The organism is Mycobacterium sp. E3247, assembly GCF_001667785.1.
In the GTDB taxonomy this organism is placed as follows: Bacteria; Actinomycetota; Actinomycetes; order Mycobacteriales; family Mycobacteriaceae; genus Mycobacterium.
Map to the genome: position 1 here is coordinate 1 of NZ_LZJG01000195.1, position 898 is coordinate 898.

Here is an 898-nt window from a genome sequence, read left to right on the forward strand (position 1 = left end):
TGCATACCGGTTGCATCGGCACCGGCCGCACGCTCGGTCATCGCAAAACAGACCCGAATGTCACCGTTGACCAGCGGCTCCAGATAGCGCTTTTTCTGCTCGTCGGTTCCATGCTCGATCAGCGTGAGCATCGTCGCGTCCTGGGGGCCCATGCAGTTCATCGCCCAGGCACCCAGGTGACTGAAGGCGCGCCCGACCTCGACCTGCACGACCGCGTTCGCCAGATGACCGAGGCCCATTCCGCCGTATTCGACCGGAACGAACGGGCACCACAACCCGGCAGCGCGCGCTTCGGCCTGAAGCTCTTTAACGATTTCGAAGAAGGGCCGCGCGCCGACTTGAGGCTCGGCTGGCAGCACAACGTCGTCGATGAATGCGGCGACACGGGCACGCAGTTGCTGAATCTCCGCCGGGAGCTCGAAATCGATCATGTGACATACGCTGACAGGATTGACAGTAACTGTCAACACCGTTAGCGTCAGTGCATGACTTCGACTGCGACGCTGCTCGACGTCGATCGGCTCGATTCGTGGATCGGGGACCAGTTGCCCGGTTGTGGGATCCCGATGACGGCTGAACGGATCGGCGAGGGGACCGGAACGGCAAACGTGTCGTTCCGGGTGGCGCGCGGTGAACACGCCTGGGTGTTACGTCGGCCGCCAGCGGTCAAGAACCACCCCACTGCCTCGAATACATTGCGGGAGTGGCGCATCCTGCGGGCTTTGGAGGGCACCGACGTGCCCCATCCACCGCCGGTGCTCTACTGCGAAGATGCCGAAGTGCTGGGCACCGAGTTCATGTTGATGGGCGTGGTGGATGGATTCACGCCGGGGTTCGAGCTGCCCGAACCCTTTCTCGGTGACATCACCCTGCGGCACGGCCTAGCGATGGCCTACGT

Annotated in this window: 2 protein-coding genes; one reads left to right on the plus strand and one right to left on the minus strand. The window is 62.9% G+C overall.

The genetic code is table 11. The features are described from left to right. The coding region (locus A9X04_RS10410; RefSeq protein ID WP_197509122.1) for an acyl-CoA dehydrogenase family protein at nt 1–431 on the minus strand (431 nt) is incomplete at its 3' end. Between the two features lie 54 nt (nt 432–485). On the opposite strand from A9X04_RS10410, the gene A9X04_RS10415 reads away from it, so the two are divergent. Next, nucleotides 486–898: phosphotransferase (locus tag A9X04_RS10415; RefSeq protein ID WP_156764307.1), on the plus strand; the 413-nt coding region annotated here is incomplete at its 3' end.